Consider the following 23,628-nt stretch of genomic DNA (forward strand, 5'->3'; position numbering starts at 1 on the left):
GTTTTAAAAACACAGAAACCCGTATGCTTGCATACTACTTTACAAACGTCTATTTTTGAGGCCTAATTATTCACAACAAGTCACACCATTTATGCCATATACGTCACCATTGACCGGGATGGATTTTAATCCAAGTGAAGAACACGAAGCCGTGCGATTCGCTGCCAGAGATTTTGCTCAAAACGAATTACTTCCAGGAATCATTGAGCGGGATAACGCACAAAAATTCGATCCTGAACTGATCAATAAAATGGGCGAATTGGGTTTTCTCGGAATGATGGTGGCACCTGAATACGGAGGAGGCGGCATGGACACGCTTTCTTATGTAATTGCCATGGAGGAAATTTGCAAAGTAGACGCGTCCGCTGGAGTCATTATGTCCGTGAATAACTCGCTTGTTTGCTGGGGACTGCAAGAATTTGGTACTGAGGCGCAAAAGCAGAAATATTTGGTTCCACTTGCCACAGGCGAGGTCATTGGTGCATTTTGTCTCTCAGAGCCGGAGGCTGGATCCGATGCGACTTCGCAACACACCACCGCTACTCTCAACGGTGACCATTACGTTTTGAACGGAACCAAAAACTGGATCACCAATGGCAACTCCTCCTCTACCTGCCTGGTAATCGCACAGACGAATCCGGAAAAACAGCATCGGGGAATAAATGCTTTCATTGTCGAAAAAGGAATGTCGGGTTTTGTGGTTGGTAAAAAGGAAGACAAAATGGGTATCCGAGCGTCAGACACACACACGCTTATGTTCAACGACGTGAAGGTACCTATGGAAAACAGAATTGGAGAAGATGGTTTCGGCTTTAAGTTTGCAATGTCTACATTAAATGGCGGACGTATCGGTATAGCCGCGCAGGCTTTGGGCATTGCAGCAGGCGCATTCGAGCTATCGCTATCGTATTCCAAAGAAAGAAAAACATTTGGCAAACCGATCAGTGATCACCAGGCAATCCAGTTTAAACTAGCGGAAATGGCCACACGCATTGAGGCCGCACGATTGCTCGTTTATAAAGCGGCCCGGCTAAAAGACGAAGGTAAAGATTACATTAAAGCGGCGGCTATGGCCAAGCTTTACGCCTCCGACGTAGCCATGTGGGTCACAACCGAAGCAGTTCAGATTCATGGAGGTTATGGGTATGTAAAAGAATACCATGTGGAACGGCACATGCGGGATGCAAAAATCACCCAGATTTATGAGGGTACCTCTGAAATACAAAAACTTGTAATCGCCCGTGAGCTCTTAAAATAACTCCATTTTTCCCTTTGCCTTCATTTTATTCTAAATGTTGGACAAATTTCATGGCAAAATATCACTTTTTTTCAAAATTTTGTTTAAATATGCTTGTATTAGTTTTGTACAATTTATTAGATTTGTACAAAATTAGAATTATTGGGCAAGAAGTCCCTTAAATATATACAAGCATGGAAGACTATAATAAGATTATTGAGTCGCTGGGGGTAAAATTTGTCAAGGCGCGTCATATTCGCATTTTGCAACCCATCACCATTAAGAACTTCTATGATGTACAGAATTCGCTTACGATTCTGTACGATGGTGAAGTTTCTTTTGGTACGGAAGATTCCCAAAAAGTAGAAGAAGGTGATATGCTTTTTATCCCTGGTGGAAAGCATGCCACCGTTACCTATGGTAACACAGTGTCGGCCAAAACCGTATCGAACGAGGAATTTCTTACCAACCGCGATAACTATATCGAATCAGGGCACGATCCGGTGCTGATTGGTAAACTTCCCAATTCTTTTGGATTAATTTCATTTGAGGCAAAGGTTTTTGATACCGTTAACTTCTTTACGTCACTGGATGTTCCCCCCTTCCTGATCAAAAGAGATGATCAGATTGCGGCCACCATTAACCAGATACTGACTGAAGATATGCTGGATACGCCAGGTAAAGGACGTATCATCAAAATCAAAACAGAAGAAGTGGTTATTGAGATCATTCGTTACATTCTCAAAAACAAGTTGTTTGTCGAGCAGCTTGTTACCAACAGCACTTACTTCAAAGATCCACGTCTGATCGACATTTTCGCCTATATCAAAGACAATCTGGGTGGAGATCTTTCCAACAAAGTGCTGGCCAATGTGGCTAATGTTTCGGAAGATTATGTAGGACAATACTTCAAAATGCTGACAGGTATCAATCCTCAGGATTATATTGAATACCAACGCATGGAAAAGGCAGTTGATTTACTTCGTACATCAAAGAAAAGTATCCGCGCAATCGGATCCGATGTGGGCTACAAGGACACTGCCTACTTCTGCCGCCGATTCAAAATGATGTTTGGTATTCCGGCTGGGAAAATGCGCCGGCGCGAATCCCTGATGAATGTATAGATCGTATTCAGGTAATTGACAATAAGAGGAGTTGGCTATAAAAGTTGACTCCTCTTCTATTTTCGTACAAATCGAATTGTATCGGCTACCGTGAGTAATGGTTCAGAAAGACTGGGCAGAAAACTAAGCTCAGCGCTACTGTACGGGCGTCATTTGCATCATGGAAACTTTCCAGTTACCGCCTGCCCTGGCACAAACTGCCATAAAAGCTATTTCCCCATCAAAGCTGGCATTTTCAACCTTTGCCCTGACGTTCCAGGAACCCGTGACCACGGTTACATCGCTGAAATTCCTGCTCCGTAGTCCTGAGAGCATTCCAGATTCGACTTTCAGGTACCCTTTTGCGATAGAAGCGATCAGCAGGTCCCGGTTTATTTCCCTGCCCTGAAAACTAATGATGGAGAAATCATTTGCCAACACATTAGTCAGAGAATTTCCATCTTTTTCCAGAATTGCCTGAAAAAGTATTTGTACACCATCCGTAGCATCTGTCGGCTGCCTGTAGGTTGTCTGAGCATTGGTTACCAGGTACGAGCAAACGATCAAAAATGTTAAGATTATTTTTTTCATGTTTAAAAGATCGGGATGTGCAAAATCAATTGAAACCCAATTTATCATAAATTTTCTTTAAAGTTCTGATATAAAGTGCCTTTGCGTAAAGTTTATAATTATGCGTTCCAAACAGTTGTAATTTTGTCGGTTCTATGACTAGCTTCGCACATTCGAATGTATTTGATCTACTGATGAAAAGTATTGTGATAAACCGATTGACCTACCTGGCCGTGCTGCTTTCCGGAATAATGGCTTGTTCATCAGGTCCGGACACACTTGGACGCCTTGACCTGAAGAAATGGCGTTCAGATCGCAATGCCTGCGAAGGAAAAAGAGAAAAGCTGGTCAAGGACTTTGAGGCAGAACAAAAGCAGCTGCTTGGTAAGTTTATTGACGAAATTGGTGAAATTCTCGGGCGTCCCGACATTCATCAGCTTGGCGAGCGAAACACAAAATTCTACGTTTACTTTCTTGAGAAGGGCGTACAGTGTGAGGATATTACCCAAAAATCGGACGCCCAAAAAGTGATCCTGAAGTTCAACGCGGTAGGCCTGCTGTCGGAGATTACCTACCAAAAACGAGCATTGTGATTACAAATAAAATTTTTTGAGTCTGATCAACTGCTCCACAGCCTCCGGAACCATATAGCGAATTGATTTTCCCTTTTTTATATGATTTCTCAGGAAAGTTGCCGATATGTCCAGTAACGGAGCTTCAACAAAAGTAACCGCCGGATGATGCTTATATCCATGTTCCGCAGCATTCGGCCGGGGATATACGTATAGTCCTGTATACTCCAGAATCTGTTCATAATTTTTCCATTTCGGAAATTGTGAAAGATTATCTTCACCCATAATGAGTTTAAATGAGTGCTGAGGATATTTTTCCTGTATCCGGATCAACGTATCAATCGTATAACTGGGTTTAGGCATGTGAAATTCGACGTCTGTGGCTTTCAAAGATGCATTATCGGCAATCGCACGCTGAACCATATCAAAGCGGTCAAACTCATGGAGTAAGCTCGCACTTTTTTTAAAGGGGTTTTGAGGACTCACTACAAACCAGACCTGCTCAAGGTCTGTGGTGGTAGCCATGGTATTGGCAATGATCAAATGACCAACGTGAATGGGATTAAACGATCCAAAAAAAAGGCCTATCTTCATTATGCTGCGCGTTAAGATAGGCTAAGAAGCAATAAATTCCATCACGATCTCCTCCGCCCTGGACAGTGTATCATTCAGATTATCATTTACAAGCGTAATATCGAACTTATCCTCAAAGCTAAGTTCGTACCGAACTTTGCCAAGCCTGGTTTCTAATGACTTTGGCGTTTCGGTCCCTCTTTCACTCAGTCGCCTGATAATTTCTCCCTCTGAGGATACCTTCACAAAAATCGCCAGTGCCTTTTCCCGATAAATCTCTTTTAATTTAAGCCCGCCTTTCACATCTACATCAAAAAGCACATGTTTACCTTCGGCCCAAAGGCGCTCAATCTCTGTTTTAAAAGTTCCGTAGTAATTACCGGCATACACCTCTTCCCACTCCGCAAATTCATTATTGGCTATCCGCTCGCGAAAGTCCTTTTTCTGTAAAAAGTAATAATCCTTTCCATCCACCTCATGGTCACGACGTTCGCGCGTGGATGCGGAAACCGAAAAAGCCAAAAGTGCTGGAAATTTTTTTAAAAGATGCCTGACAATCGTAGTCTTGCCGGAGCCTGAAGGAGCAGAAAAAATAAGAAGTTTACCTTTCACACGAACAGTATTAACTGTTTATTTTTGATAAAATGGTGTTGAGAATGTTTTGCGGGCAGGGTTTTTTTTCCACTTTAAGCTGAAGCGAGTCTTTAATACATTTTTCGAGACGATACGACTCAATGCAAGGAATGCACCTATCCATATTATCCCTGAAATGTTCTTTCTCTGCGTCTGTGGCTTCATCATCCAATATAGCCTGTATTATTTTCATGCAATCTGCATGATGTTCACAATTCTGCTTCATGGGCTTTTTTTGCACTTCCTCTGTCACAGAAGGCGTATTCGAAGATGCATTCATCACGAGTGTTTTGAAAAAGATAAATTGTTATCACTGTTGTACCCTATAACCGAAATGGTTACGAAAAAAGTTTCATAACCTACGCATCATATCCCATAGAGCTTGCATAACTTTTCAATTTTTCTTTCAAAAGATTCCGCGCACGGTGCAGTCGTGACCTTACAGTACCAATGGGTATGTCCAGAATTTTAGCCATTTCCTCATACGTAAATCCTTCTATGTCACAAAGTATGATAACCGTACGAAAATCTACCGGTAACGCATTGAGGGCATTCGCCACTTCATCACCGATTAATTCCTGAACCGCATCCGCACGCAAATCGACGGTATAGGTAGTATCCGAAGCTTCTTCCGAATTATAGGTAGTTTCCACTTCCTGATAATCCACCTTAGAAGGCTCCTTACTTTTTTTGCGGTAATCGTTGATGAAGCTGTTTTTGAGGATACGGAAAAGCCAGGCTTTGGCATTTGTGCCTTGTTCAAATGAAGATATAAATCTAAAGGCTTTTAGGTATGTGTCTTGTACCAGGTCATTTGCATCGTCTTCATCCATAGTAAGACGAAAAGCGAAATTATACATGGAATCAATATGCGGCATGAATTCACGATTGAAAACTTCGTAACGAAGATCATCCGTGTATTCATTATTCGTGAGCGTTTCTGACATAGCAACTGACATAGGAATGCTGAATTTACAAAGATTAACAACAGCTCCAAATGGTACAAACTTTTTTTTGACAGGCGGCTAAATGGAAATGTCCAAAAGCCATATTTAAGGATGTACATTTTAAGCCCGACAACCCTTTTCCATTTTTAACCTCACTAAAAATCGAAAGATCTGTTGCTCTTTTAATGTATATACATCAAATTTCGCGCCACTAAAACGATGCGGTCAAATTGTCAGATCAACGTTTGGAAAATAGTTCCAAAAGAACAATAACCGTTGCGGTAAGAATGGAACTGGCTGTAATTCTGAGGAGGGTGTGCAGTATCATTTCAAAGTTATTCATTTCCATGAAAAATAATACGGCGTGATGTAAAAATATAAGAGGAATAATGTAAGACAAGAACGCTCCCAGGCCCTGAGCCCGAATACCCACCTCTGCTCGCTCAACGCCTTTGGACTCCATCTGGTATTGAATTAAAAATGGTCGCACGTAGGCGATCAGCACGGTGGCCGCGGCATGTATGCCAAATGTATTAGAAAAAACGTCTACTATAAATCCTGTCCCAAAACCGATCCACAACAAGTACATACGGCTGATGTCGGCTGGTAAAATCAACACACCGGCCAGATATATGAAGCAAAAAGCATAATTAAACAATACCACGTTGCGCATAAAAAAGATCTGCAGCAACAGATATAAGGATATCATTAATGTATATTGAATCGCTTCTCGAGAACTCATTTGACTTCTTCAGTACGTTGTTTAAGTTTTTGTTGCTCCCCAAGCTGTTGATTTTGCACCACATATACATACGACAGATTCCTAAAATCAGTGGCAAGCTTAAGGGTTATGTTGTAGAACGTCTGATTAGGATGAACAGCGATGTCCTCCACCTTTCCAACCATGATTCCCGGAGGAAACACCGGATTTTGATCCGAGGTGACCGCCGAGTCTCCCTTGAAAATCTTGGTGTATTTGGAAACATCGATAAGGTCGATGAAGCCGGGATCCTTACCTGACCACTTGGCATAGCCCAGCTCGTTGCTTCTCGCAAGTTTGGCCGATACCCTGAATTCCGAGTGAAGAATGGAGGTGACTACAGCATAATTATCGGAACAAAAGCGCACCGAACCAACTACTCCTGTCGCCGAAATAACGGCCATTCCGGGTGTGACACCATCTTTGGTGCCCTTATCGATCGTAAGTACATTATTGGGACGGTTGGTCTCGTTGTCAACGACTTTGGCAACCCGATAGGTAAATCTGGTAGCAAAAAGGGAGTCCGGGACATACCCCGGCGGGGCGTCAATAGCCTTTTTCTGAGAAAGAGAAGTCAGCATGCCATGTAGCCTCGCATTCTCCTTGGCCAGATCCTCGTTTATTTGTCCCAGTTGTGAAAATTCTCTGGCAGAGTTGGCGAAGCCCAGTGTTTTTGCGACATAATAATTGGTTGTGTTGAAGTAAGTAGCGCCCCAATACGAGTTGCTGCGAACAACCATCGACAAGCTGAACACCTCAAGCAGAATAAAAACCAGAAAGAAACGATTCCGGGCAACGAAATCAACGAGTTGAAGCATGAGCAAAAAATGTTCAAACCCATTGCATTAATTTTCATGCAATGTTTAGTGATCCGTCCTTACGAAATCAATACCGGTTTGTACAATTCCAGATTTTTAAGGACCTCACCAGTTCCCTTTACCACCGCTTTCAACGGGTCCTCTGCAATATGTACGGGTAGTTTCGTTTTTTGAGAAATGCGTCGGTCAAGGCCGTGAATAAGCGCACCGCCACCAGTAAGCCATATTCCATTTTTAAATATATCCGCTGAAAGTTCGGGCGGTGAAATCTCAAGCGCCTTCATCACACCTTCTTCTATTTTGGAAATGGATTTATCCAGCGAATAGGCGATCTCGCTATACGTGACACGGATTTCCTTCGGAATACCTGTCATAAGGTCACGACCGCGGATCTGATAGTCGTCCAGAGGGACTTCAAGCTCCGGAGAAGCCGACCCGATTGCCATCTTGATCAGCTCCGCAGAACGTTCTCCGATGAGCAGGTTGTGCTCTCTGCGCATGTAATCCACAATATCACGCGTGAAAACATCCCCGGCGATCCTTACAGATTGCTCGCAAACGATGCCGGATAAGGCTATGACAGCGATTTCGGTGGTACCTCCGCCAATATCAACGATCATCACACCGTTTGGCTGCGTGATATCTATGCCAATCCCAATAGCCGCGGCAATGGGCTCATGCACCATGTAAACCTCTTTTGCCCCTGCATGTTCACATGAATCTTTTACGGCACGCTTCTCCACTTCCGTAATGCCGGAAGGAATACATACGACCATTCGGTGTGATGGGGTGAAAAAACGGCTTCCGGTATCGATCATTTTGATCATACCCCGGATCATCATTTCAGCTGCAGTAAAGTCCGCAATGACCCCGTCTTTCAGAGGACGAATGGTTTTAATATTTTCATTCGTCTTCTCATGCATTTGCATAGCCGTGTGCCCGATTGCTAACACCTTGCCCGTGGTTTTATCCATGGCAATAATGGAGGGTTCATCAACAACTACTGTATCTTTATGGATGATTAAAGTATTGGCCGTACCCAAATCAATCGCGATGTCGCTTGTCAAAAAATCAAACAATCCCATATATTTTATTAAAAATTTTCGCTCACTTTGATTTCAGGTGTGCAAAATTACAGATTATTACCCACAAACAAAGGCATTTAAAAAATTTCACAAAGCCGGTGATTTTCAGGTAAAATCCAATCTCAACATTTGCCATATTATAGATTTATAAATCCTGTGTACCTTTGTTTTCACTATGGGAATTAAAGCACTTTTGAGCGAGCCGTTGGCTCGATACATTGTCACACAGCAGCAGAACTGGATCGCCCGCGGTGAAGAAATCCAGGCTGAATGGTTAAAAAAACTTGTTAAAAAAGCCAGGAATACCGAATTTGGCAATGACCATCACTTCAATGATATTGACTCTTACGAAGATTTCAAAAGCGCTGTCCCGGTTCATGATTACGAAGACCTAAAAACCTATATCGGGAGAGTAAAGGAAGGTGAAGAAAATATTCTATGGCCAGGCAAGCCGTTGTACTTTGCCAAAACATCCGGCACCACCTCCGGCACTAAATATATTCCAATTTCTACCGACTCTATATCCAACCATATTGATTCTGCCAGGAACGCCATTTTGACATACATTGCCGAAACCAAAAGGGCACAGTTTCTGGATAAAAAATTAATTTTTCTCTCGGGAAGTCCCGTGCTGACAGAAACAGGCGGTGTATTGACAGGACGCTTGTCAGGTATTTCCAATCACCACGTCCCTGCCTATCTGCGTGCCAACCAGCTGCCCAGTTATGAAACCAACTGCATTGAGGACTGGGAAACCAAACTTGACAAAATTATTGATGAAACCATAAGTCAGCCCATGTCGCTTATATCGGGGATCCCGCCGTGGGTTCAGATGTATTTCGATAAAATTATGGAAAGGACAGGCAAAAAGATCAAGGATGTTTTCCCGGATTTTTCTCTGTTTATTTATGGAGGAGTCAATTTTGAGCCTTACCGTGCCAAACTTTTCGAATCCATAGGCAGGCCTGTGGATTCAATAGAACTTTATCCGGCTTCGGAAGGCTTTTTCGCTTATCAGGATTCTCAACAAGACAATGGGATGTTGCTGCTTTTAAACACAGGCATCTTTTATGAGTTCATACCGATAGAAAACTTTTTTGACGAACACCCGATAAGGTTATCAATCGGCGAGGTGCAGGTAGGTAAAAACTATGCGCTTGTCATCAACAGCAACGCAGGCTTGTGGGGTTACTCTATCGGAGATACGGTTAAGTTTGTCTCAACCAATCCGTATCGAATTCTTGTGACCGGGAGAATTAAGCACTTCATCTCTGCTTTTGGTGAACACGTGATCGGCGAAGAAATCGAAAAAGCGCTTCGTTACGGAATGGAACGTCACCCGGAAACAGAAGTGGTGGAGTTTACAGTTGCTCCGATGGTTTCGCCGGGCGAAGGATTACCATATCATGAGTGGTTTGTGGAATTTGCTGTTGCTCCCCACGATATGGAAGGGTTTAGTAAAGATGTAGACCGACGACTTACCGAATTAAACGTCTATTATGACGATTTGATCAAAGGCAATATTTTAAGAGAATTGGTGCTCACATCGGTCCGGAAAAATTCATTTATAGATTACATGCGCTCTATGGGAAAGCTCGGTGGACAGAACAAACTGCCAAGGCTTTCCAACGACCGTAAAATCGCCGATGAATTGATAAAAATAAACCGGTTCTGATAAAACGGAACAACAATTTATGAAAAAGAGAATAGCGATTTTAGGTTCCACAGGATCCATAGGAAAACAAGCTCTGGAGGTAGCGGAGTTACACCGGGAAGTGTTTTCAATAGAAGTTCTTACTGCACAGGATAACGCAGATTTATTGATTGACCAAGCCATTCGGTTTCGGCCCCGGGAGGTTGTGATTGGCAATGAAGCGTTGTACGCCAAAGTTTTCTCTGCTTTAAACCCTTTTTCTATCCATGTACACAGCGGAGCCGCTGCGCTTGTGTCGGTGGTGGAACTGGATACCGTAGATATCGTGCTAACGGCCATGGTAGGGTACGCTGGCCTGCTCCCAACCATTCATGCCATCAAGGCAGGGAAAAATATTGCGTTGGCCAATAAAGAGACATTGGTCGTAGCTGGTGAACTCATTACCAAACTGGCCGAAGAACACGGTGTTCATATTTACCCGGTCGATTCCGAACATTCCGCTATTTTTCAGTGTCTCACGGGAGAATCTGAAAATCCCGTTGAAAAAATTATTCTCACCGCCTCCGGTGGCCCATTCAGAGGAAAAGACCGAACCTTTTTAAGCAGCGTAACCAAAGCGCAGGCACTTAAGCATCCCAACTGGGTGATGGGTGCCAAAATTACGATTGACTCCGCTACCTTAATGAACAAAGGCCTGGAAGTGATTGAAGCCAAATGGCTTTTTGACCTCACGGGCAGGCAAATAGAGGTGGTGGTACATCCCCAAAGCATCATTCACTCCATGGTGCAGTTCAGGGATGGGAGTATCAAGGCGCAGATGGGTCTGCCCGATATGAAATTGCCCATACAATATGCCCTTCATTATCCTTACAGGCTCCAATCGGACTTTCCAAGACTTGATTTCATGGATTATCCTGCGCTTACATTTGAGAAACCTGATATGGATACCTTTCGCAACCTTGCCCTCGCGTATGCAGCTATGGAGAAAGGTGGCAATGCTGCCTGTATTCTCAATGCTGCAAATGAAATTGCAGTGGACGCTTTTTTGAAAGATAAAATTGGGTTTCTGGATATATCCGATGTGATTATTGAATGTGCGGCAAAAGTTACTTTTATAGCAAACCCAACGTATTCCGATTACGTTGAAACAAATGAGGCAACAAGACGTTTTGCTTCTGAAATGATTCAAGTGAAAGTTTAAATGAAAACCATCCTCCTGAAATATCTATCCGTTGCACTTGCCAGCACCCTAAAATTTTTCGGAGGGCCCATCGCCGGGGTGGTTCTAAAACTCACCTGGATAGAAACGGCCATCTGTTCGGTAGCAGGAATGATGTTCTCCGTTTTTATACTTACGTTTTTGGGTAAGGCAGTCCAGTCACTGATGAATAAACATAGAAAATCTCCAGCTAAACGATTCAGCCGAACCAATAGAATTGCGGTCAACATCTGGAAAAAATTCGGGATCATTGGCATTGCATTCCTAACCCCACCCTTGTTTACCCCTTTATTTGGGCCTATCCTGGCTGTGGCTTTTAAGGTTCCACGCGCCTCCATTTTTCTTTGGATGTTTGTCAGCGCAAGCGTATGGGGGCTGGCCATCTCCTACATCGCTCATCGAATGACGTTTATTCAGGAATGGATTCGTTAAGGGGTATTGAATTAAAAACTTAAGAATAGGCTGCTTGTTACCTTTTCATTCTCCGCTCATTACCTGCTAACCACCTTTTTAGGAGCTGTCGATTTCTTCATGAAGTCGCCCTGAGAAAAATATTTTTCGATGAGGCAGTACATTAAAATAAAGAAATAGCGGCTTCCCATCTCTTTAATTTTCAGTTTGGATTCACCATATTTCCTGTTTGTCCAGCTGTTGGGCACCACGGCGAAGTTGTAACCGCGCACCATGGCTTTCAAAGGAAGCTCTAAGGTAAGGTTAAAGTGGGGGGCCAGGAAGGGTTTGATACCGTCTATCGTTTCGCGCTTGTAAAGTTTAAAGGCGTTTGTAGTGTCATTGTATTTGATTCCCATTACCATTTTAACAATGAAGTTGGCAACCCTGTTGATCACCTTTTTCAATGCAGGGTAATCAACGACCTTCCCACCTTTTTCCCAGCGCGATCCAAAAACACAATCGTAATTGCCTTCCAGCATCACGTTGTAATATTTGACAAGGTCCTCCGGATCATCAGACATGTCGGCCATGAAGACTGCTACACAGTCGCCCTTAAAACGCTCAAGTCCATATCGAACAGCATAGCCAAATCCGTTGGGGCCCGGATTGGTGTAGTAAGTTAAGGTTGGAATTTCTATCAGCAGGTTGTCCAGCACCCGCGCGGTTCCGTCTTTTGAGTTGTCATTGGTCACACAAATTTCATGAGGAATATTGTACTTATTCAATGTGCCATACAATGACCTCAACGTATCTGCGATGGATTCTTCCTCATTATACGCTGGAATTACAACACTTAACTTCATAAATCTGGATATCTGAAAAACAGCGCAAATTAAATATTATTAATATCAACCGCTAATTTTTCCATTTGTGATAACTTGTTTTCGTACCAGGATACAGTACGGGAGATCGTGCTTTCGTAATGATTGTCGAGCCATTCATTTACGTTTTTAAACATTTCCATGCGATTTTTCAGAAACCACTCGTTGGTGTGGGCATGCACATGGCTCAGCCCTGCGCTATGTTTACGGTAAACGCCCATGATTTCGGGCAGGTATCCTATTTTGCCATGTGCAGCCAGCTGAATGAGAAGAGCCCAGTCGCCAGAGGCGGCTTTGGCATGCCAGCCGGCAAATTCTTCATGCAAAAAATAATTGCGGTAAACCCAGCTGGCCGTAGCCATAAACCATTTATCTTCCAAAACATTCTCAATCGTAGAAGTTAACTGTTGATCCGGCCCATTAAACAAATGGGATGGACTACCGTCTTCATAACACACCAAGGCATTATGGTGACAGATAGCGTAGTCGGGATGACTATCCAGAAAATCCACTTGTTTCTGAAGTTTTAGCGGATCAGTCCAATAATCATCCCCTTCGCACATGGCCACATACTCGCCTTTGCAGGCTTTCAGTAAACTCAATACATTATTTCTACCGGCAAACTCTCGTGGCTCCTTAGGGCCCAGGTTTTCCTGGTGTAAAAAAGCCCGGATTCGGCCGGGGAATTTGCCCTCATAATCTTTTATGATCCGCTGATTACCATCTGTAGATGCATCGTCACCAATTACAATCTCAAAATCGAATGAAGTTTCCTGCATTAACGCACCATCAAGCATCTGTCCGATGTAATGTTCGTGATTGTAAGTTGGAACGCAGACCGATAATTTCATAAGCTTGTTGGGGACAATGTCTGATCAAAAAAGTTAGGCGAAAACCTCTTCCAGCTGTTTTACCGTTGGAAAATCCGGTGTAACCAGTTCCGATTCCGGCTTGTAAATGTAGGCCATCGGATACCCTCGCTCTATGAAAGTGGGTTCGTCTAAATTATTGTACCGGAGCTGAACCGACCAACGAATATTGTTGGTGATGTTATTGCCCGATTGGTGTATCAGGAATGCAGAGAACACCAGTATATCGCCGACTTTAAACTCCGTTTGAACAAACTCATCCTCGTTAAGATCAGCTGTGATGCCACCTTGATACCCTGATGTGCTCGATTCTTTCAATCCGGATTTATGGCTCCCAGGAATCACCTGTAGCGCACCTATATCGGCACCTGCATCCACCATGGGAAACCATATGACTGTGCTATCCAAAGAGCCTTGTCCGGTTCGCCAGTCCTGATGGGCATCGAGCTTCCAGTGTTTGCTACCATCCTTGGATAAAAAACGGCTGTTGAATTGCATAGCCGCTCTTGCTCCGATGATGGGACTGGAGAGTCCGACCTCTTTCAAAATGCCCTCTATTTTAGGATCAAGTCCCAGCCTATGCAGAGAAAATGTGTGTTGCACTGTTTTCCCGGTATTCACAAAAGCGTTGAAGTCTTTTTCGAAAAACGCAAACATCGCGCTCTCGAACTCGTCTCTGTTATCAATGTCAACTGTTTTGCCTGTGACATGTTTTATTTGAACTGCAAAGATTTTGCGGGCGTCGGTATAAATGGTATTTACAACCTCTTTGTCTAAAAAGTTACGTAAAATCACGTAACCGTCCTTATTGAACTGATCTCTGATTGCACTCATAGTGTTAAAATGTTTTGCGTTTGTGTTTCAAGAATATCCATGGTGTAAGTGAACATGACCTAAAATGATGGTTATTGGTTTACTTTTTCAGCATGTATTCATATCGCAAATGTAAGATCGTGCTTATGTATTAAAAATGACTTTGGTTAGTCTGAAACATCAGTCTTCCCAAACCGCGTAGGCAAATCCGGCAGCGCCAAATCCGTTTCCGTTATACAACAGGTAGCGCTTTCCATTATGTTCGTAATAGTTGGCATAATCGATCATTTCGTAGTCAAAATCTTCCGGATTCTCGGATTTGGCAATACCTACTAAATGATCTTTCCTCTCCCAATGGGTACCATCCAACGATTCGGCATACCCCAATCGGTAACTTTGGTTTCTATCGGTCCGGTAGTCACGCGAATGACGGTACGAGTAATACATTTTATAAATTCCATCTTCCTTGAATACACTTGGCCGGCCAACGGCATGCAAAAAGTCGTCAAAATCGAGTGTTGGTATTTCACTGATTTCCCAGTGAATTCCATCCTTTGAAATTGCAGATTGCCCCCGGTAGTAAGGTTCGGGATAGCCGTGAATGTATTCACATTTGTGACCCGAAATGTACCACATTCTCCAGGTTCCATCCTCTTCACGAAGTACTGAAGGCTGTGCTGCCCAAAGTGGGTTCTGGATACTTCGGTCCATAATCGGCCCTCTGAACATCTTTTTAAAAGTCAAACCTCCATCATGGCTTACCGAAAGCCCCATCGACAGGCGATAGGAGTTGTGTGTACGGTTCCAGCCTGTATAATAAAGCCAGATGTCTCCGTTAGGCATGTCGACAAACCAGGCCGGCATCGCCCCGGTCTCATCGTATTCTCCGGGCCCTCCCAATTCAAGCACCGGCCGGTCATGGATGTAAAGAATCTTTTTGGGATCCTCGTAATCTACATCGATAAAAGTAGGCCGCGACTGGGTGTTTGCATCGCGGGAAGAAAAGTAGATTCTTAAAAAATCTTTATGTTTGTAAGCGAATGGTACCTGCGCATGAGACTGGCTATGCGCAAGGCTACCGTCAGGCTTGTATATTAATCCTTGTTTAATCCACATCTTGATTATTGATTTTTAGTAAATAGTTTCCTTTCGAATCTATTTACAATACACACAGGGCAGCCCCGCCGAAAATTAATCAACTGCATTCTCTGCACGAACCCGCCAGTTATCTACAAAATCCTTGCCCGGGATCGGCAGGTCAATGTCCACCTCCGGCGCCTGAGCGGTAACCCTGTATTCCATTACGTAGAAAGCGTTACCAAAAACGTAATGTAATTTGAAATTCTCAATATTTGCGGGAACATCTTCCCATGGAATTTCAGCCCGAAACAACGGGTTTGCTTTCAGAAGTGTTGCATAAGTGGGCGTATTTCGCAGCCATGGTGCCACACTTTCATCGCCTACAACCACCTTACCGCCAGGGCGAACCACCCGCGTAAGTTCATCAAAAGCTTTTTTCCTTTCCGAAAACGTATTGATACCTCCAAAATGAAAAACTGCATCGAAAGTGTCATCCGGAAAAGGTAAATACGATCCATTGCCCAGAAAGTAATGGACGTTAACGTCTTCGGTAGAAAGTTTTTCCTGAGCGAGTTTCAACATATTGGGTGACAAGTCCGATAATACAGCCGTTCCGCCAGGCCTTACTCTGTCCAGGATCAGCGCGGAATCCTTTCCTGTCCCTGCGCCTACCTCCAAAGCAGTCATCCCAGGCTTCAATTCCATTAGATCTATGAAAAATTGTCGTGTTGCTGCCTCATCCGAATGGTTCAATGTTTGGAATACCCATGAAACACCTTTATCATAACGAAGAAATGCCTGATCATAGAGGTATTGTTCACGCGCGTCTCCCGGAAGTAGCTCCTTTGGGTATAACATGTTGACAATGTTCGTGTCACCAACTTCGTAAACAGTCCCATCCTGGCTGGTAAGCGTTTTGCCATCTTCGGCTATTGTCAATGGCGTGCCGGTAAGCGGGCACACTAGCGTTTTTAAAAACTCCTTATGATCCATTTCTTGTTTTGCTGATTAATATATCGGGGCTAAAATTACCTTTTTTTCTTGGAAGTAGTTCTAAGCACCACTTCCATCTTATTAAATGGTTGAGGGTAAAGAGGCTCAAATATGAGCAGGTTATTTACCAGATCTCCTTTATGGTTAAAAGTCAACTCTATTTCTTTGTACCTTTACGGTACTCTGCGTGGAGCTTCCTTGTTGGTTAATTTATATTCTTGAAATAAATATGTCAGAACTGCAAAACAAAATAAAAATGCTCGCCAAAGAGCAGGCATCACATGTAATTTCCAACCGTCAACATCTCCATAAAAATCCCGAACTATCATTTGAGGAGTTCAAAACTGCTCAGTTTGTTGCTGATGAATTGCGCCACATCGGGCTAACTCCTCAGGAAGGAGTTGCCGGAACCGGGGTGGTAGCCATTATCGAAGGGAAAAATCCATCCAGCAGAATTGTAGGTTTACGTGCAGATATGGATGCCTTGCCGATTATTGAAGCCAACGATGTTTCGTATAAATCTCTGGTGCCCGGCGTAATGCATGCCTGTGGCCATGATGTGCACACATCATCCCTCCTGGGCTCTGCCAACATCCTTTATCAGCTTAGAGAAGAATTTGAAGGAACCATAAAACTGGTGTTTCAACCTGCCGAAGAAAAGGCGCCTGGCGGGGCATCCCTGATGATCAAGGAAGGTGTTCTGGAAAACCCTAAGCCCGTAAGCATGGTAGGGCAGCACGTTGCACCCAATATTCCCGTGGGAAAAATCGGATTTCGCGAAGGGATGTATATGGCCAGTACCGACGAGCTCTATCTGACCGTGGTTGGAAAAGGTGGCCATGCAGCAGCACCACATCAACTGGTAGATCCTGTACTTATCGCTTCGCATATCATTGTGGCTATGCAGCAGATCATCAGCAGAAACCGAAATCCGTCCAACCCTTCTGTACTTTCATTTGGCCGTTTTATTGCAGATGGTGTTACCAATGTGATCCCCAATGAAGTAACGATTCAGGGAACATGGCGCTGCATGGACGAGAGCTGGCGTGAGGATGGCTTAAAAAGAATGAAAAAGCTGGCAGAAGGAATTGCCGAGTCCATGGGAGCAACCTGTATCTTTGATATTGTAAAAGGTTACCCATTTCTTAAAAATCATCCGGAACTAACCAGAAGAACCCGATCAGCTGCCACACTTTACATGGGCGCCGAAAACGTTATAGATCTGGACTTGTGGATGGCTGGTGAAGACTTTGCCTTTTATTCGCAGGTTGTCGATTCTTGCTTTTACCGCCTGGGTACACGCAATGAAGAAAAGGGCATTGTATCAGGCGTACACACGCCCACTTTTGATATAGACGAATCTGCACTGGAAATATCAACCGGTTTGATGAGTTGGCTGGCTATTTCTGAACTGGCTGTTTAGGTTTATAGGTTTTGAAAAAACTGTTGATTTTCATGGAAAGAACACCCAAAATGGCTTCTTTGAAAATCCCCCTCGACATTTTGGAGGCGCCTTTCGTTCTATCCGTAAAAATGATGGGTACCTCCACAATGTCGAACCCGTATTTCCAGCTGTTGAATTTCATTTCGATCTGGAAAGCGTAGCCGATAAACTGGATTTTGTCAAGTTCTATAGTCTCCAGCAATTTACGGGTATAGCATATGAACCCGGCAGTAGGATCCATGATCTTCATTCCGGTGATCATTCTGACATAATAACCGGCAAAATAGGACATCAACACGCGTTGTATGGGCCAGTTTACAACATTTACCCCGGTGATGTAGCGCGATCCCACTGCAGCATCATGACCATCCACGGCACAGGCATGATGTAATCTGACCAAATCTTCGGGAGGATGCGAAAAATCTGCATCCATCTCAAAAATGTATTCGTACCCTTTTTCCAATGCCCATTTGAAGCCATGTATATAGGCTGTACCAAGCCCAAGTTTCCCTTTTCTTTCGAGCAGAAACAGTTGGTTGCTATATTCTCCCTGAATCTTTTTCACAACATCCGCTGTTCCGTCAGGAGAACCGTCATCAATAATCAGCACGTCGAATGAAAGTGGCAGGCTAAATACTTTACGTATAATCGCCTCTATATTTTCAATTTCGTTATAGGTAGGAATAATTACAACACTATTGTTCACCTTGCTTAAATCGTTTTGTTTCAAAAATGGGGATCTGGTTATTTACAGCTTAATATTTTTTTGCTTTTCCCTCGCCTCAATTTTCTTCTGCACGTTTTCGTAAATTTTCGACATTTGTTTAGGGTGTAACATGTAGTAGTCGTAACTATTGTGGTATGCCAGGGTATCTACTTTATGTTTTTTCCAAATCCCATCCTTCAATCTGCCAAAAATTAATAAAGAAGAATCGAGTGATTTTAGCTGCAGACGTGTCACCCTCGATTCCGCAATGTGTATTTCGGACAGTATTGTAGCCATTTTTTCTTCAGAAAGCGTTCCTTTCGGAGGCTTTTCATCATTTTCACAACCCGAAAGAAAAACAATAATGAGACCTATCAATAGTGAGAAACTCAGAATCTGGCGCATGGTGACTCTCAAAATAACTATATTTGTTTGGCATCTCTATTCCACAAAGGTGCTAATTTTTTCGCAAAAGTTATGTTTGAACTGTTTTTACGAAAGGTCAGAAAGTACGAAATTCGAATGAGAAAGGCTGTGACCAGTGAGCGTCATGGCAATTTTCACTCGGTATTTAAAGGCTCCGGACTAGAATACGACGATTTGCGACTATATCAATATGGTGATGATGTACGCGCTATTGACTGGAACACGTCTGCCAAAGGTCACGGCACTTTTGTGAAAATATTCAAAGAGGACAAAGAACAGACCGCTTTTTTCATGCTGGATGTAAGCGCCTCTCAAAAAGTGGGTGAAGCCAATAAGCTGAAATTAGACCTGGCAAAGGAGATTTGCAGCGTGCTGGCGTTGTCGGCCATTCAGGAAGCTACCCGAGTAGGCTTGCTATGTTTTTCGGATAAAAATGAGCGATACATCAGGCCATCCGACGGAATGAAGCATGGTTACGGACTGATTTCGGAGTTGTACAAATTACTTCCTGAATCCACCGGCACCAACATCCCAGAAGCAATCCTCGTGGCTTTAAACCTTTTAAAAAGGCGAAGCCTCATATTTTTGATATCCGATTTTATTGATGTCAATTACCAGCATAATTTGAAGGCGCTTGCCAGGAAACATGACCTGATTGTTATCCATCTTTACGACTCCCGTGAAATAAGCCTGCCCCGCCTGGGAATAATACCGGTTTACGATGCCGAAAAACAAAGCACCGTATGGGTAAATACATCTTCCGGCAGCTACCGGGAAAGGATGTCCAGCCAGTTTGAAAAAAGGAGCAGAGAGCTTAGGCAACTTTGCCATCAGAATAGAGCAGACTACCTCGCTATAAATACAAACGAGGATTATGTTCCGGCGCTTATTCATTTGTTCAAGGTAAGACAGTACGGTAAGGGATCCGCTTTAAGTTAATGATCATGTCAAAAAACCGCGTGTCATTACAAATCTGGGCAACCCTCATCCACACGCTGCGGGCTATTCGGGCTCGTGTGGCATATACCTTAACCCTTTCTTTGATCGGTTTCGAATCAATAGCCCTGGTAACCAAACCTATCCAAAAACCAATTGGAATATTCCTGACGGACAGCATAGAAGTAGGTAAGCCCGTCTACTACTCGCTGAGCTTCAGGCATCCTGCAAAAACCGAGGTGTTTTTCCCCGACAGCACATTCAATTTTTCGCCGTTTGAGATCCTTTCTCAAAAAAACTTCACATCCGTTACCGACCACCGCGGAACATTAGACAGTACTTTATATCAATTGGTTACCTTTGACGTTGCTGCATTACAGCCCCTTCGGGTGCCAGTATATATTTTTAATGGCAGAGATAGTGTGACGGTATATCCGGCCATGGATTCGATCTTTTTAAGAAAAAATAACCTTGTAATTGCCACGGGCAAAAAATCCTTGACGCCGGAGGTAACACTTGTGCCGTTAAGCAAAGAATTTAACTTCTCGATAGCCCTTGGGATCCTTGCCTTGGCCATTGGTGTGATTGGAAGTATAAATTGGGTGTTTGGCCGGGAGATTCAAAAACAATGGAGACTTCTCAAATTGCAAAGAAGACATTTGGAGTATCTTCGGACCTTTAACAAGCTTCTTCGCAATGCCAGAGAGAAAGGTAGCATTAAAGATGCTGAAAAAGCAATCATTGTGTGGAAAAACTACCTGGAAAGACTTGAAAATAAACCATTTGCGACCTACACCACCCGTGAAATAATGGATAATATGCCCGACGATCTGTTAGCCGAAGCACTGAAAAATATGGACGGAATTATCTACGGACAGGCAAAATCCAAAAAGATGGATGGTTCATTGGAAGTGCTAAAAGCTGGTGCCACCAGGCTATATAGAAATAAAAGGCGTCAAATATTGGATAGTAACCTACCGGCCACTGCCTGACAGATATATGGAGCAATGGTTTTCATTGAAATGGTTTTCTTATGATTGGGTGCGTTCCTACCAATGGGACTACCCCTATTTCCTGTATGTAATTCCCTTCGTACCGATTCTTTTCTGGTTAAGAAGCGCCTTTCATTCAAAGCATAAGCAAAAGCTTGTCATTACACACGAATCCGTTGACCAGTCAAAAGATTGGTTGACCATACTTCGTTTTGTACAACCGGTTTGTGTAGGTATGGCGCTTTGCCTGATTCTGGTTTCCCTGGCAAGACCACAAATAATTTCTGAACGAACCGATCGTTACAGCGAAGGAATTGATATCATGCTGCTCCTCGACATTTCCGACTCCATGCTGGAAAAAGATCTAAGTCCCAACCGTCTGGAAGCCGCAAAGGATTTGGCCAGAAAATTTATAAAGGGCCGGCTACAGGACCGCATAGGCCTCGTGATATTTGCAGGGGAGGCAGTTTCACTTTGCCCGCTGACCACCGACTACGAGCTTCTTTATGGTTTTTTGGATGAAATACAACCAGATATGATTCCTACCGCTGGTACGGCCATAGGCAGTGCACTTGCTGTGGCGGTAAACCGCCTACGTGAAACGAAGGGCGATAGCAAGGTTGCAATTCTGATTAGTGACGGCGACAATACTTCCGGCAACCTTGGCCCTGTTACAGCCGCACAGCTTGCCAAGGCTTTTGGTGTGAAAGTCTATAGCATTTCCGTGGGAAAAGCAAAAAAAGCATCAGCTACGGATTCGCTTAATGTGTCCAATGCGCGGGTTGACGAAAGTGAACTTCAGAATATTGCCGGAATCGGGAATGGCAAATTTTTCCGGGCTACTGATAATAGTGGCCTGGGGGAGGTTTTTAACCAAATTGGCCAGCTTGAGAAAGTAAAATCACGAGACGTCGTTTCCAGAGACGTGGATGACTATTACCGTATTTATTTATTTTGGGCCATTTCGCTGCTGCTGATTGCATTGGCAACCAAAAGCACCTTTATGGCCAACATACTTGAAGACTAATGCTCAAATCTTATTATAACAAGGATGCTGTTGAAGCAGGATTAGATGAAGTGGGCAGAGGGTGTCTTGCCGGGCCAGTTGTTGCAGCGGCAGTTATTTTGCCCGCTGATTACCGGCATGCCTTTTTAAATGACTCTAAACAGCTCTCCCGGATCCAGCGGGAAATGCTAGACCGTGAGATCCGACAGGAAGCGGTCTCCTGGGCTGTGGCCGAGGTTGACAATTTGGAAATTGATAAAATAAACATTCTTAAAGCAAGTTTCCTGGCTATGCACAAGGCGGTGGATCAGTTGAGCACACGTCCTGAGCATCTGCTGGTAGATGGTAACCGGTTTACGCCTTATCCTATGATTCCGCATACATGCATCATCAAAGGAGACGCTCATTATTTATCCATTGCTGCCGCCTCTGTTTTAGCTAAAACCTATCGGGACGAGTTGATGAGCAAGCTTGCATTGCAGTTTCCTCACTATGGGTGGGATCATAATGTAGGGTACCCTACCATCAAGCACAGGCGGGCGATCGAAGTCCATGGGCATTGCCCGTATCACCGAATGACCTTCAGGCTTATAAAGGAAAAAATAATAAATTAAGGTCTGGGTTTTTTATACAGCGGTACGGTACTGCAGGGCTCGCCAAACATCAGGCTTTTTACAACAGGCTTCAACAGTCGGGCAACCTCCACATAGGCAGATACAGGTACAGAAACCTTACTGCACCCTTTTACAACAACACGTTTATCTTCAAACTCTTTCAGGTCAATTTTGGCAATTGCATCGTTAAATAGTTTTTCCTCCAATGCATTCAAATCACCAAAAACCACCGAATTTGCAAATGGCTGAAGTTGCACCGCCAGTAGCATATAGGCCCAGGTGGGTACGATTGCATCTTCGGAACAGATAATCCCAATGTTCTTTCCTGTATACTGGGACCAGTCATGATTTTTTAAAAATTCACGAAAATCTTTTTCCCGCAAAATAAGTCCCTGGAAAAGCTGATCTTTTATATCAAATATAACGCGTTCGCCTGGATGATATAATTCTTCCAGGTCCAGAGAGACAATGCCACTGGTAGCTACTCGGTTAACAATTTCGTAGGTTTCCATCTAAAATACGGGTCAAAAGTAACTAACACCAAAAGTGAGCAGTTTGTTTACTTTCTCACCTATGCAAGCAAATCAATCAGGCGGGGATGTCTGCCTTCCTCGATGGTGGTGTCATAAAATCTTTAAGGTAATAGGGTTCAAAACTTGCTAAATTTTCAAATTGACCCGCTTCAAAAGACTTTACAGCCATCATTCCTATCGTCTTAGCCGACGGTTTGATTTCCTCCTGAATAAAAAGCGCATGGGGGTGTTTGGAGAACAAAACTTGTGACTTGGCTGCGCCATCACCAAAAAAAACCACCTGATTGGTTTCCAATACCTCAGCAAATGAGTCTTCCTGCAGAATGACTGCTCTTGTTGGTGTAATTATCTGTCCGTCAAAATCAAATACTGCCGAATACACTTCCATTCGTCGTGCGTCGATCATGGGACAGAAAAGGGTGTTTTTTTGAAAGAAACCACGAACCTGCATAAACATCCCCTCGAGTGTGTTTATGGCGATCAAAGGCTTTTCAATAGCGTAGCAAATGCCCTTCGCCGTGGATACCCCCACCCTTAGGCCTGTGTATGACCCTGGCCCCTTAGCGACCACCACGCTGTCCATATCAGTCAAATCATAGCCAGAATCCTTAACAACATTCTGAATTAATGTTGTTAACATGGACGAGGACGATTTGTCGGAAAATAGTTCATAAGCAGCGAGCAACTCGCCCCGATCGTGTATCGCTACCGAACAGCCTCTGGTGGAAGTATCAATACTAAGTAAACGCATGCAAGTAAATGTATAAAAAA

Annotated in this window: 28 protein-coding genes; 11 read left to right on the top strand and 17 right to left on the bottom strand. The window is 43.6% G+C overall.

All coding sequences use genetic code 11. The annotated features are described in order from the left end of the window. Positions 1-118 precede the first annotated feature (118 nt). Together DYADSP32_RS19155 and DYADSP32_RS19160 are read left to right on the top strand one after the other, a co-directional pair. The gene (locus DYADSP32_RS19155) at positions 119-1,258 is read left to right on the top strand and encodes an acyl-CoA dehydrogenase (RefSeq protein WP_149244767.1); all 1,140 of its coding nucleotides are present in this window, start codon (positions 119-121) and stop codon (positions 1,256-1,258) included. 173 nt (positions 1,259-1,431) lie between these two features. Next, the gene (locus tag DYADSP32_RS19160; RefSeq protein ID WP_149241251.1) at positions 1,432-2,361 is read left to right on the top strand and encodes a helix-turn-helix domain-containing protein; all 930 of its coding nucleotides are present in this window, start codon (positions 1,432-1,434) and stop codon (positions 2,359-2,361) included. 135 nt (positions 2,362-2,496) lie between these two features. On the opposite strand, the gene DYADSP32_RS19165 is transcribed toward DYADSP32_RS19160, so the two are convergent. Then, on the bottom strand, positions 2,497-2,931 hold the full coding sequence (locus DYADSP32_RS19165) for a nuclear transport factor 2 family protein (RefSeq protein ID WP_414617899.1): 435 nt from the start codon (positions 2,929-2,931) through the stop codon (positions 2,497-2,499). Positions 2,932-3,065: 134 nt separating this feature from the next. Between DYADSP32_RS19165 and DYADSP32_RS19170 the strand changes: the two genes are divergently transcribed. Next, the gene (locus tag DYADSP32_RS19170) at positions 3,066-3,503 is read left to right on the top strand and encodes a hypothetical protein (protein WP_414617900.1); all 438 of its coding nucleotides are present in this window, start codon (positions 3,066-3,068) and stop codon (positions 3,501-3,503) included. On the opposite strand, the gene nadD is transcribed toward DYADSP32_RS19170, so the two are convergent. From nadD to DYADSP32_RS19205, 7 genes are all read right to left on the bottom strand, one after another. Next, positions 3,504-4,076 carry a nicotinate (nicotinamide) nucleotide adenylyltransferase gene (gene nadD / locus DYADSP32_RS19175; protein ID WP_149241249.1) on the bottom strand — a complete coding sequence of 191 codons (573 nt, stop codon included), beginning with the start codon at positions 4,074-4,076 and terminating at the stop codon, positions 3,504-3,506. Between the two features lie 21 nt (positions 4,077-4,097). Then, positions 4,098-4,667 (bottom strand): guanylate kinase, encoded by a 570-nt coding sequence (gmk, locus tag DYADSP32_RS19180; protein ID WP_149241248.1) that lies wholly within the window; start codon positions 4,665-4,667, stop codon positions 4,098-4,100. 10 nt (positions 4,668-4,677) lie between these two features. Next, positions 4,678-4,968, bottom strand: coding sequence for a phosphohydrolase (locus DYADSP32_RS19185; protein WP_414617901.1), 291 nt, complete (start codon positions 4,966-4,968; stop codon positions 4,678-4,680). A gap of 79 nt (positions 4,969-5,047) precedes the next feature. Next, positions 5,048-5,647 (bottom strand): sigma-70 family RNA polymerase sigma factor, encoded by a 600-nt coding sequence (locus DYADSP32_RS19190; protein ID WP_149241247.1) that lies wholly within the window; start codon positions 5,645-5,647, stop codon positions 5,048-5,050. A gap of 226 nt (positions 5,648-5,873) precedes the next feature. Beyond that, positions 5,874-6,344, bottom strand: coding sequence for a hypothetical protein (locus tag DYADSP32_RS19195; protein WP_414617902.1), 471 nt, complete (start codon positions 6,342-6,344; stop codon positions 5,874-5,876). A gap of 29 nt (positions 6,345-6,373) precedes the next feature. Beyond that, entirely contained in the window at positions 6,374-7,213 is an 840-nt protein-coding gene (mreC, locus tag DYADSP32_RS19200) for a rod shape-determining protein MreC (protein WP_149241245.1), read from the bottom strand. Between the two features lie 59 nt (positions 7,214-7,272). After that, positions 7,273-8,298: a rod shape-determining protein gene (locus tag DYADSP32_RS19205; protein ID WP_149241244.1), complete on the bottom strand. Its 1,026-nt coding sequence runs from the start codon at positions 8,296-8,298 to the stop codon at positions 7,273-7,275. 175 nt (positions 8,299-8,473) lie between these two features. Here DYADSP32_RS19205 and DYADSP32_RS19210 point away from each other — a divergent pair, with 175 nt between their 5' ends. Genes DYADSP32_RS19210 through DYADSP32_RS19220 form a run of 3 tightly spaced genes read left to right on the top strand, consistent with a single transcriptional unit; the run spans position 8,474 to position 11,603 of the window. Then, a complete protein-coding gene (locus DYADSP32_RS19210; protein WP_149241243.1) occupies positions 8,474-9,973 on the top strand; it encodes a GH3 auxin-responsive promoter family protein in 1,500 nt (499 codons plus the stop codon). A 19-nt stretch (positions 9,974-9,992) separates the two neighbouring features. Beyond that, positions 9,993-11,153 carry a 1-deoxy-D-xylulose-5-phosphate reductoisomerase gene (locus tag DYADSP32_RS19215; protein ID WP_149241242.1) on the top strand — a complete coding sequence of 387 codons (1,161 nt, stop codon included), beginning with the start codon at positions 9,993-9,995 and terminating at the stop codon, positions 11,151-11,153. Then, a complete protein-coding gene (locus DYADSP32_RS19220) occupies positions 11,154-11,603 on the top strand; it encodes a hypothetical protein (protein ID WP_149241241.1) in 450 nt (149 codons plus the stop codon). Positions 11,604-11,662: 59 nt separating this feature from the next. Here the strand turns inward: DYADSP32_RS19220 and DYADSP32_RS19225 are convergent, their stop codons facing one another. From DYADSP32_RS19225 to DYADSP32_RS19245, 5 genes are all read right to left on the bottom strand, one after another. After that, complete coding sequence (locus DYADSP32_RS19225) at positions 11,663-12,427, bottom strand: glycosyltransferase family 2 protein (RefSeq protein WP_149241240.1); 765 nt, start codon at positions 12,425-12,427, stop codon at positions 11,663-11,665. Positions 12,428-12,456: 29 nt separating this feature from the next. Next, a complete protein-coding gene (locus tag DYADSP32_RS19230) occupies positions 12,457-13,296 on the bottom strand; it encodes a glycosyltransferase (RefSeq protein ID WP_149241239.1) in 840 nt (279 codons plus the stop codon). A 33-nt stretch (positions 13,297-13,329) separates the two neighbouring features. After that, positions 13,330-14,148 carry a phytanoyl-CoA dioxygenase family protein gene (locus tag DYADSP32_RS19235; protein ID WP_149241238.1) on the bottom strand — a complete coding sequence of 273 codons (819 nt, stop codon included), beginning with the start codon at positions 14,146-14,148 and terminating at the stop codon, positions 13,330-13,332. Between the two features lie 159 nt (positions 14,149-14,307). Then, positions 14,308-15,243, bottom strand: a complete 936-nt coding sequence (locus DYADSP32_RS19240; protein ID WP_149241237.1) for a hypothetical protein — start codon at positions 15,241-15,243, stop codon at positions 14,308-14,310. Positions 15,244-15,318: 75 nt separating this feature from the next. Beyond that, positions 15,319-16,200, bottom strand: coding sequence for a class I SAM-dependent methyltransferase (locus DYADSP32_RS19245; RefSeq protein ID WP_149241236.1), 882 nt, complete (start codon positions 16,198-16,200; stop codon positions 15,319-15,321). A 229-nt stretch (positions 16,201-16,429) separates the two neighbouring features. Here DYADSP32_RS19245 and DYADSP32_RS19250 point away from each other — a divergent pair, with 229 nt between their 5' ends. Continuing rightward, positions 16,430-17,623, top strand: coding sequence for a M20 family metallopeptidase (locus tag DYADSP32_RS19250; RefSeq protein WP_149241235.1), 1,194 nt, complete (start codon positions 16,430-16,432; stop codon positions 17,621-17,623). On the opposite strand, the gene DYADSP32_RS19255 is transcribed toward DYADSP32_RS19250, so the two are convergent. Continuing rightward, the gene (locus DYADSP32_RS19255; RefSeq protein WP_149244764.1) at positions 17,601-18,350 is read right to left on the bottom strand and encodes a polyprenol monophosphomannose synthase; all 750 of its coding nucleotides are present in this window, start codon (positions 18,348-18,350) and stop codon (positions 17,601-17,603) included. The two genes, DYADSP32_RS19250 and DYADSP32_RS19255, sit on opposite strands and share 23 nt — an antisense overlap. A 42-nt stretch (positions 18,351-18,392) precedes the next feature. After that, positions 18,393-18,755 (bottom strand): DUF4296 domain-containing protein, encoded by a 363-nt coding sequence (locus DYADSP32_RS19260; RefSeq protein WP_149241234.1) that lies wholly within the window; start codon positions 18,753-18,755, stop codon positions 18,393-18,395. A gap of 72 nt (positions 18,756-18,827) precedes the next feature. Here DYADSP32_RS19260 and DYADSP32_RS19265 point away from each other — a divergent pair, with 72 nt between their 5' ends. The 4 genes from DYADSP32_RS19265 to DYADSP32_RS19280 are packed head-to-tail and all read left to right on the top strand — an operon-like array spanning position 18,828 to position 22,324. Further along, on the top strand, positions 18,828-19,715 hold the full coding sequence (locus DYADSP32_RS19265) for a DUF58 domain-containing protein (protein WP_149241233.1): 888 nt from the start codon (positions 18,828-18,830) through the stop codon (positions 19,713-19,715). A 5-nt stretch (positions 19,716-19,720) separates the two neighbouring features. After that, positions 19,721-20,704, top strand: a complete 984-nt coding sequence (locus tag DYADSP32_RS19270; RefSeq protein ID WP_414617903.1) for a hypothetical protein — start codon at positions 19,721-19,723, stop codon at positions 20,702-20,704. A gap of 7 nt (positions 20,705-20,711) precedes the next feature. Further along, complete coding sequence (locus tag DYADSP32_RS19275) at positions 20,712-21,731, top strand: VWA domain-containing protein (RefSeq protein WP_149241232.1); 1,020 nt, start codon at positions 20,712-20,714, stop codon at positions 21,729-21,731. Next, positions 21,731-22,324 (top strand): ribonuclease HII, encoded by a 594-nt coding sequence (locus DYADSP32_RS19280; RefSeq protein WP_149241231.1) that lies wholly within the window; start codon positions 21,731-21,733, stop codon positions 22,322-22,324. The genes DYADSP32_RS19275 and DYADSP32_RS19280 overlap by 1 nt, the downstream gene beginning before the upstream one ends. Here the strand turns inward: DYADSP32_RS19280 and DYADSP32_RS19285 are convergent. Next, on the bottom strand, positions 22,321-22,836 hold the full coding sequence (locus DYADSP32_RS19285) for a DUF2480 family protein (protein WP_149241230.1): 516 nt from the start codon (positions 22,834-22,836) through the stop codon (positions 22,321-22,323). The two genes, DYADSP32_RS19280 and DYADSP32_RS19285, sit on opposite strands and share 4 nt — an antisense overlap. A gap of 76 nt (positions 22,837-22,912) precedes the next feature. After that, positions 22,913-23,608 (bottom strand): tRNA (adenosine(37)-N6)-threonylcarbamoyltransferase complex dimerization subunit type 1 TsaB, encoded by a 696-nt coding sequence (gene tsaB / locus DYADSP32_RS19290; protein ID WP_149241229.1) that lies wholly within the window; start codon positions 23,606-23,608, stop codon positions 22,913-22,915. Between the last annotated feature and the right edge of the window lie 20 nt (positions 23,609-23,628).

It is taken from the genome of Dyadobacter sp. 32 (assembly GCF_902506755.1).
In the GTDB taxonomy this organism is placed as follows: Bacteria; Bacteroidota; Bacteroidia; order Cytophagales; family Spirosomataceae; genus Dyadobacter.